This is a genomic window from Vibrio sp. (genome assembly GCF_050299255.1).
Taxonomy (GTDB): domain Bacteria; phylum Pseudomonadota; class Gammaproteobacteria; order Enterobacterales; family Vibrionaceae; genus Vibrio.
Map to the genome: position 1 here is coordinate 43,342 of NZ_JBNKVP010000020.1, position 7,034 is coordinate 50,375.

Consider the following 7,034-nt stretch of genomic DNA (forward strand, 5'->3'; position numbering starts at 1 on the left):
GAATTGAAACGAATTGGTCGTGCAAACACCATTCACCCTGCCGCCAATATAAGTCAAATAATTGTACAGATAAAAAAATCCCCGCTGGGTGACCAGCGGGGATATCAATTACTACCAGACAAGATCAGTCGTTGTGATTATGCGTCACGACGGCTTTGGCTTTGGCTTTGACTATGACCGCGTTCGCCACGGTAGTTACCACGATGGTCGCCACCTCGGTTACGGTCGAAGCGACGTTCGCCACGGCCACCTTCACGGTTACCACGGAAATTACCGTCACGGCCGCCCTCACGACCACCGCGGAAGTTGTCACGGCGACCACCTTCACGACGGCCACGCGACTCACGGAAGTCGTCATACTGCACCACAACCGCACCAGCTTCTTTCTGGCGGATACGTAGCTTGCGCAGCTTGCCAGTAACGGCACTTGACATAGATTTCGGCAGCTGAACATAAGTCTCGCCACGTTCAAGCTTGATAGCCCCGATAGAGCCTTTGGTCAGGCCCAGCTCATTTGCCAGCGCACCGACAATGTCTTTAACCTGAACGCCCTGCTCACGGCCCACTTGCAGTTGGTAAGTATCCCATTCACCTGAATTACCACCAAAATCACGGCCACGGCCGCCAGTCTCACGGCGTTCACGACGGCGGTTTTTATCACGCTCAATCGCTTCAATAATTGGGTCTGGGCCAACATAGAACAGTGGACGTTTACCTTGCTGACGTTTCAGCAAAATAGCAGCCAGCGTCGCAGCATCAATCTCCAGAGATTGTTGTAGCTGTTCAACCAGTTCAGCGAATTTGTCCAGCGACTTGTGTTCTGTATCTGCTGCCAGTTCAGTGGCCAGTTTAGCAACACGTGCTTCTGCAACCTGGTCACGCAATGGCAGTTGGATCTCTTCCATTGAAGACTTGGTTACACGCTCGATGGTGCGCAGCATACGGATCTGGTTAGTACGTACCAACAGGATCGCTTTACCTTTACGACCGGCACGACCAGTACGGCCGATACGGTGAATGTATGACTCAACATCAAAAGGAATGTCGTAGTTAAATACGTGAGTAATACGCGGCACATCCAGGCCACGAGCAACTACGTCTGTCGCAACCAGAATATCGATCACGCCCTGCTTGATGTTGTCAACGGTACGCTCACGTTGTGACTGAGGAATGTCACCGTGCAGTGCAGCGGACTTAAAGCCACGGGCACACAGCCAGTCTGACAGGCGCTCAGTATCCTGGCGGGTACGAACGAATACGATAGACGCATCAGTCTCTTCCGTTTCCAGCAGGCGAGACATGGCTTCATCTTTCTCTACGCCTTTCACTACCCAGAATTGCTGCTCTACTTTGTCAACGGTGTGGTTTTTACCTGCCACGTCGATATGAGCCGGAGAACGTAGGAAACGCTCTACAATGCTTTTCAGCATTGGAGGCATGGTGGCAGAAAACAGCACGCGCTGAGCCGATTCCGGCGCATGTTCCATGATCTCGGTTACGTCATCAACGAAGCCCATATTGAGCATTTCGTCCGCTTCATCCAGTACGAAAGTATGAACTTCGTCCAGATGCAGGCGTTCGCGGTTGATCAAGTCTTGTACACGACCCGGCGTACCGACGATGATGTGAGCACCATTTTTCAGCGCGCGCATTTGGTCAACGATTGAGGTACCACCGTAAATTTCCAGAACTTTCAAACCTTGGATATTGCGACCCAGGTTTTTCATTTCTGCCGCAACCTGGATAGCCAGTTCACGAGTCGGTGCCAGTACGATAGCCTGAGGTTTACGTTGCGCCAGGTCCAGCTTGTTAAGCAGAGGCAATGAGAATGCCGCTGTTTTACCGGTACCGGTTTGCGCTTTACCAAGGGCGTCTTTGCCCTCCATCAGATGCGGAATGGCTGCAGCCTGAATCGGGGTTGGTGATACAAAGCCCATCGAATCAAGAGCAGAAAGGATGGCGTCATTCAGCGATAAGTCACTGAATTGAATTACAGAATCTTGCATTGGGATCCCACTAATAATAATGAAAGAAAGGTCCCACGTGCTTTACCAATTCCAAAATCAATCCAATAACCGTATTGATCTCTTCCAGATGCGAGCTATTTACCACAACGCATCAAGCCACTAGGGACATATAAGGGAGGCGGATTATTCCCTAAACGCACAAAAAAAGCCAGAAAAAATTGAGTCACATCACATATTTTTCTCTCAGGAGGCAAAATTGGTCATTAATCTGTCAATAAGTGACTGATCCATTATTCTTCCACTGAAAATGTCTAAAAAAACCACCATTAAAGTCCGCCTTTTGGTAGTAATCGCGCAACGCAATGTTTATAGTGAGCGCAATCCGTTAAGTTAGATCGATGAAGATGTTCCAAGATAACCCGTTACTCGCTCAGCTCAAGCAGCAAATTCAAGAAAATTTACCCAAGAAAGAAGGCACGATTAAAGCTACTGATAAAGGCTTTGGCTTTCTGGAAGTCGACAGCAAAACCAGCTTTTTCATCCCGCCACCGTACATGAAAAAATGTCTGCACGGTGATAAGGTCGTCGCCATCATTCGTACCGAGAATGATCGCGAAGTCGCCGAGCCGCAAGAGCTGACGGAACAGAATCTGACCCGCTTTATCGGCCGGGTAAAAATGTTCAAGGGCAAACTGAATGTGTCCCCTGACCATCCACAACTCAAGCGAATGTCTCTGAAAGCAAAAACCCGTAAGGGCCTGAAGCAAGACGAATTTGCCGAAGGCGACTGGGTGGTTGCCCATCTTATTCGCCATCCTCTGAAAGGTGACAACGGATTTTTTGTCGAGATCAGTGAAAAAATCACCGATGCGGCAGACAAAATCGCACCATGGTGGGTAACGCTGGCTGAGAACGATCTGCCGAACAGCGAACCTGCTGGTATTGATGACTGGCAGCTCAAAGATGACCCTGAACTGCAGCGGGTGGACATGACCTCAATGCCGTTCGTCACCATCGATGGCGAGTCAACCAAAGATATGGATGACGCCCTGCATGCCAGAAAAACCGAGTCAGGTGACTTTGAACTGACCATCGCCATCGCCGACCCTACCGCTTACATCACCCCGGAAGATGAAATGGATAAAGTCGCACGTGAACGCGGTTTTACTATTTATCTGCCTGGTCGCAATATTCCTATGTTGCCACGCGATTTAGCCGACGAACTCTGCTCGCTGATCCAGGACCAGGTCAGGCCAGCGATTTGCTGCAGTGTTACCATCAGCAAAGACGGTGTGATTGGTGACGACATTCGTTTCTTTGCCGCCAACATCAAATCTCATGCGCGCCTGGCCTACAACCATGTATCAGACTGGCTGGAAAATGGCCAAAGTGACGCCTGGCAACCAGATGAAACCATCGCCCAGGTGGTTCAGGATTTGTACCAGTTCTCTCTGGCGCGCGCAGAGTGGCGTGAAAAGCATGCGGTTGTATTCCCGGATCGCCCGGACTACCGATTTGAACTGAGCGAAGATAACGACGTTATTGCCATCCATGCGGACCTGCGTCGCAGTGCTAACCGTCTGGTAGAAGAATCTATGATTACCGCCAATATCTGTGCGGGTCAGATTCTGCAAGCCAGTTTCAATAGTGGCGTATTCAACAGCCACTCAGGTTTCAAGTCCGACAAGATTAAAGATGTGGTAGAACTGGTTAATCCAGAGGGTAATGAAGTATTCAGCGCAGAAAGCATTACCACGCTGGAAGGCTTTGCAGCATTGCGTCGCTGGTTAGGTCAGCAGGAAACCAGCTATCTGGACAACCGGATCCGCAAATACCAGACCTACAGTGAAATAGGTAATCAGCCACTGCCACACTACGCAATGGGTCTTGAGTTATACGCGACCTGGACTTCGCCGATCCGTAAATATGGTGACATGATCAACCACCGTTTACTGAAAGCGCACATTCTTGGTAAAGAACCGGTTCAACACGCCGATGAGAGCGTTGGTGAGGAACTGGCACTTCATCGTAAACACCACAAAATCGCCGAACGTAACGTCGCTGATTGGCTGTATGCCCGCACTCTGGCTGAAGAACCAGCCAAAGAGACCGCGTTTACCGGTGAAGTGTTTGACGTAAACCGTGCCGGTATGCGTATCCGCTTGCTGGAAAACGGCGCTGCGGCTTTCATTCCAGGTTCAATGATCCTGAATAACAAAGAGCGCCTGCAATGTGACGGCGAACAGGGCAGCGTCAGCATTGACAACGAAGTGGTCTACCGACTCGGTGATACACTGGAAGTGGTCCTGGTGGAAGTGAACCAGGAAAACCGCAGTCTGTTGGCCAAACCGACCGAAGTCTTTGCCGATTCAGCACCAGAACCGCAAGAAGTCGCATTGGAGCAGCAATAACCACTGCTGTTCTTGATGAATAAAAAAGCGCCTCGAGGCGCTTTTTTAGTTTCTGGTTGCGACAACAGAACGTCGATGGCAGGATGGGCTTGGTAGCCCACCTTTGCGAAGCCTTACCAGAACAGCTGCTTGGGATCTTTGCTGATCTCTCGCATTATCGCTGTTAAATCATTACTCTGTGGTAAATAGGGATACGGCAGCCAGGCGTTCTCTTGTTGATGTTCCAAATCAGGGATCGACAGCTGCCAGCATTTTTCCACTTCATCCCACTCCACTTTGGCAACATAACTGGTGTAGTCACAGTGTGATGAGTCCAGCAGATAATGTTGTTGAAAAAACACCACGCCTTTGTCGCGCACTTCATAAATTGCTTTGCCCAATTCCACCGGCAAGCTTTGGTTGCGAGTTTCGCACACACTACCGGCCCGACTCTCAACTTGTTTTTGCAACAGACTGATTAAACTCATAATCGTTTCACTGCAGTGGAATACTTCAATCCATAATAGATACACGAAGTTAGATGTTCTGTATACATTTTCACAAAAATGTCATCTAGTCGACATATCATAGCCGCCAACAGCGTTTTTATGATGGAGAGAGTTATGTTTCGAGCCGCACTGGTTGCGCTTATGGCAAGTTTACTGATCCCTGGCCAATTGATGGCAAAAGAGGTCAACATTTCGGGGTCGACATCGGTGGCTCGTTTAATGGATGTTTTGGCTGAAGACTTTAATACCACCCATCCGGAAACTTACATTGCGGTACAGGGCGTTGGCTCAAGCGCCGGTATTACTCTGGTTAAAAAAGGCGTTGCTCACCTCGGCATGAGTTCACGCTACCTGACCGAACAAGAGCAGGACGAATCGGTTAAAGTAGTGACGATCGCCTTTGATGGACTGGCGGTGGTAGTGAACCAGTCTAACCCGGTGCAGAACCTGAGCCGGGAACAACTGTACAATATTTACAAAGGCAAGATAGACAATTGGAAGCAAGTCGGCGGCAACGATCAGAAAATTGCTGTTGTAACTCGAGAAGCTTCATCCGGTACCCGCTACAGTTTTGAAAGCCTGCTTGGTTTGACTCAAGTGATCAACGATCGATTGGTGTCTGACATTAACCCTGACAATCTGGTCGTGAACAGTAATTCTATGGTGAAAACCATTGTTAATCACAACAAACAGGCGATCGGTTTTATTTCCACTGGCTCGGTGGACAAGTCCATTAAAGCGATCGATTTTGAAGGGGTACACGCCAGTTCCAAGTCTATTGCCAGTGGTGAATACCAGCTGTCACGTCCGTTTATCGTCGTGTACCCGGATGGCAAACTTTCAGCGGATGGTGAGAATTTCCTCAAGTACCTGCAAAGTGAAAGGGCAAAAGCGCTCATCAGTGAATATGGCTATATTCCAGTGAAAAAATAAGCCACAAAACAGAAAAGGAGAGCAGTGCTCTCCTTTTTCAATGTAACTTTCCGGCGCGTTGAACGCGCTTGCTCCAAGTCTAGAAGCGCAGTTGGATCACTGAGACGACAACCGCAGCAGGACGACGAACACCTTCAATTTCGACTTTAATTTCCCGCTCAATTTCTAACCCAGACTTCAGTGGCGTAACACTCTTGAGTGTACTGACCGCCCGAATGCGATTGCCCACTTTTACCGGGTAAGGAAAACGCACCTGGTTCAGGCCAATGTTGACCACCATTTTAGCGGTCGGAAACATCGCATTGCTTTCATCAACACTGTCAGTCAGTTTAGGTAATAACGCCAAGGTTAAAAAACCGTGTGCGATGGTGGTCTTGAACGGACTTTCTTCAGCGGCACGCTCAGGATCGGTATGGATCCATTGCATGTCTTCTGTCACCTGGCCAAACTGATTGATTCTGTCTTGACCCACTTCCAGCCAGTCACCGGTGTGAATAATATCACCCAGCTGTAGCTGCAACTGATCATACAACTTCTGAGCTTCCGGCTTTAATACTACCGGCGCGGGCTCAGCCTCAACTACATCATCGTTATTGGCCGGAAAATGAAAATCACGCAGCCGGGACAATATTTGTCGGCTGTGATTAGTCTTGGTGAGAAAATCCCCCCAATACTCGCGCATAGTCGGTGACATCCACTGGATAAATTCATTGTGCTGCTTAGATGCAGATTCACCACGATGTTTAAACAGATCCGCGACTTTCATATTGCTCCTCAACATTCAATAAGAATGAATTTACGTAATTGTGAAACACTCCACACTGATGTGCAACGACTTTCGGGCGTACATGTGTATGATCAAACCTGTTTTAATTCTATATATCAATAACTTATCAATAAAACACTATTTTATTGGGAAAGTGCAAATTAGAGTTTTAACTTTACTTTTCTGTAAGAATGATACGGAAACGGTAGTTTTTTGCCGCAAAACCACATCGAATAAAAACTAAGCATAAAGTTTGCCAAGCTATTCAAAGAACTCACTAGAAAGTAAAAAGCCACTGACATGTCAGTGGCTTCATTGAATAAGACTATAACGACAGAGCTCTATGGTACCCCGTGTCCTTTTGATGCTACCCAAACGCGATACCACTGTTCGCGGGTCAGCTCAATTTCCAGCGCAGCTACAGCAGCTTGCACTCGCTCCAGCTTACCGGAACCGATAATCGGCAGCG

At 48.5% G+C, this 7,034-nt stretch carries 5 protein-coding genes and 1 pseudogene; 2 read left to right on the forward strand and 4 right to left on the reverse strand.

The genetic code is table 11. From position 1 onward, the window contains the following. Positions 1-137: 137 nt before the first annotated feature. Positions 138-2,006, reverse strand: coding sequence for a DEAD/DEAH box helicase (locus ACQY6F_RS08050; protein ID WP_428773507.1), 1,869 nt, complete (start codon positions 2,004-2,006; stop codon positions 138-140). A 365-nt stretch (positions 2,007-2,371) separates the two neighbouring features. Between ACQY6F_RS08050 and rnb the strand changes: the two genes are divergently transcribed. After that, complete coding sequence (rnb, locus tag ACQY6F_RS08055) at positions 2,372-4,378, forward strand: exoribonuclease II (protein ID WP_428773513.1); 2,007 nt, start codon at positions 2,372-2,374, stop codon at positions 4,376-4,378. A 113-nt stretch (positions 4,379-4,491) separates the two neighbouring features. Here the strand turns inward: rnb and ACQY6F_RS08060 are convergent, their stop codons facing one another. After that, positions 4,492-4,845: a DUF3024 domain-containing protein gene (locus tag ACQY6F_RS08060; protein WP_428773508.1), complete on the reverse strand. Its 354-nt coding sequence runs from the start codon at positions 4,843-4,845 to the stop codon at positions 4,492-4,494. A 135-nt stretch (positions 4,846-4,980) separates the two neighbouring features. On the opposite strand from ACQY6F_RS08060, the gene ACQY6F_RS08065 reads away from it, so the two are divergent. Beyond that, positions 4,981-5,799, forward strand: coding sequence for a phosphate ABC transporter substrate-binding protein (locus ACQY6F_RS08065; protein WP_428773510.1), 819 nt, complete (start codon positions 4,981-4,983; stop codon positions 5,797-5,799). Positions 5,800-5,878: 79 nt separating this feature from the next. On the opposite strand, the gene ACQY6F_RS08070 is transcribed toward ACQY6F_RS08065, so the two are convergent. After that, entirely contained in the window at positions 5,879-6,565 is a 687-nt protein-coding gene (locus tag ACQY6F_RS08070) for a MaoC family dehydratase (protein WP_428773511.1), read from the reverse strand. Between the two features lie 341 nt (positions 6,566-6,906). After that, positions 6,907-7,034, reverse strand: a pseudogene (locus tag ACQY6F_RS08075) (aldo/keto reductase); the annotation flags it as partial.

Bases quoted from the DNA above. Each gene is read 5' to 3' on its own strand.
- ACQY6F_RS08050 (WP_428773507.1), bottom strand. From the start codon at position 2,006: ATGCAAGATTCTGTAATTCAATTCAGTGACTTATCGCTGAATGACGCC.
- rnb (WP_428773513.1), top strand. From the start codon at position 2,372: ATGTTCCAAGATAACCCGTTACTCGCTCAGCTCAAGCAGCAAATTCAA.
- ACQY6F_RS08060 (WP_428773508.1), bottom strand. From the start codon at position 4,845: ATGAGTTTAATCAGTCTGTTGCAAAAACAAGTTGAGAGTCGGGCCGGT.
- ACQY6F_RS08065 (WP_428773510.1), top strand. From the start codon at position 4,981: ATGTTTCGAGCCGCACTGGTTGCGCTTATGGCAAGTTTACTGATCCCT.
- ACQY6F_RS08070 (WP_428773511.1), bottom strand. From the start codon at position 6,565: ATGAAAGTCGCGGATCTGTTTAAACATCGTGGTGAATCTGCATCTAAG.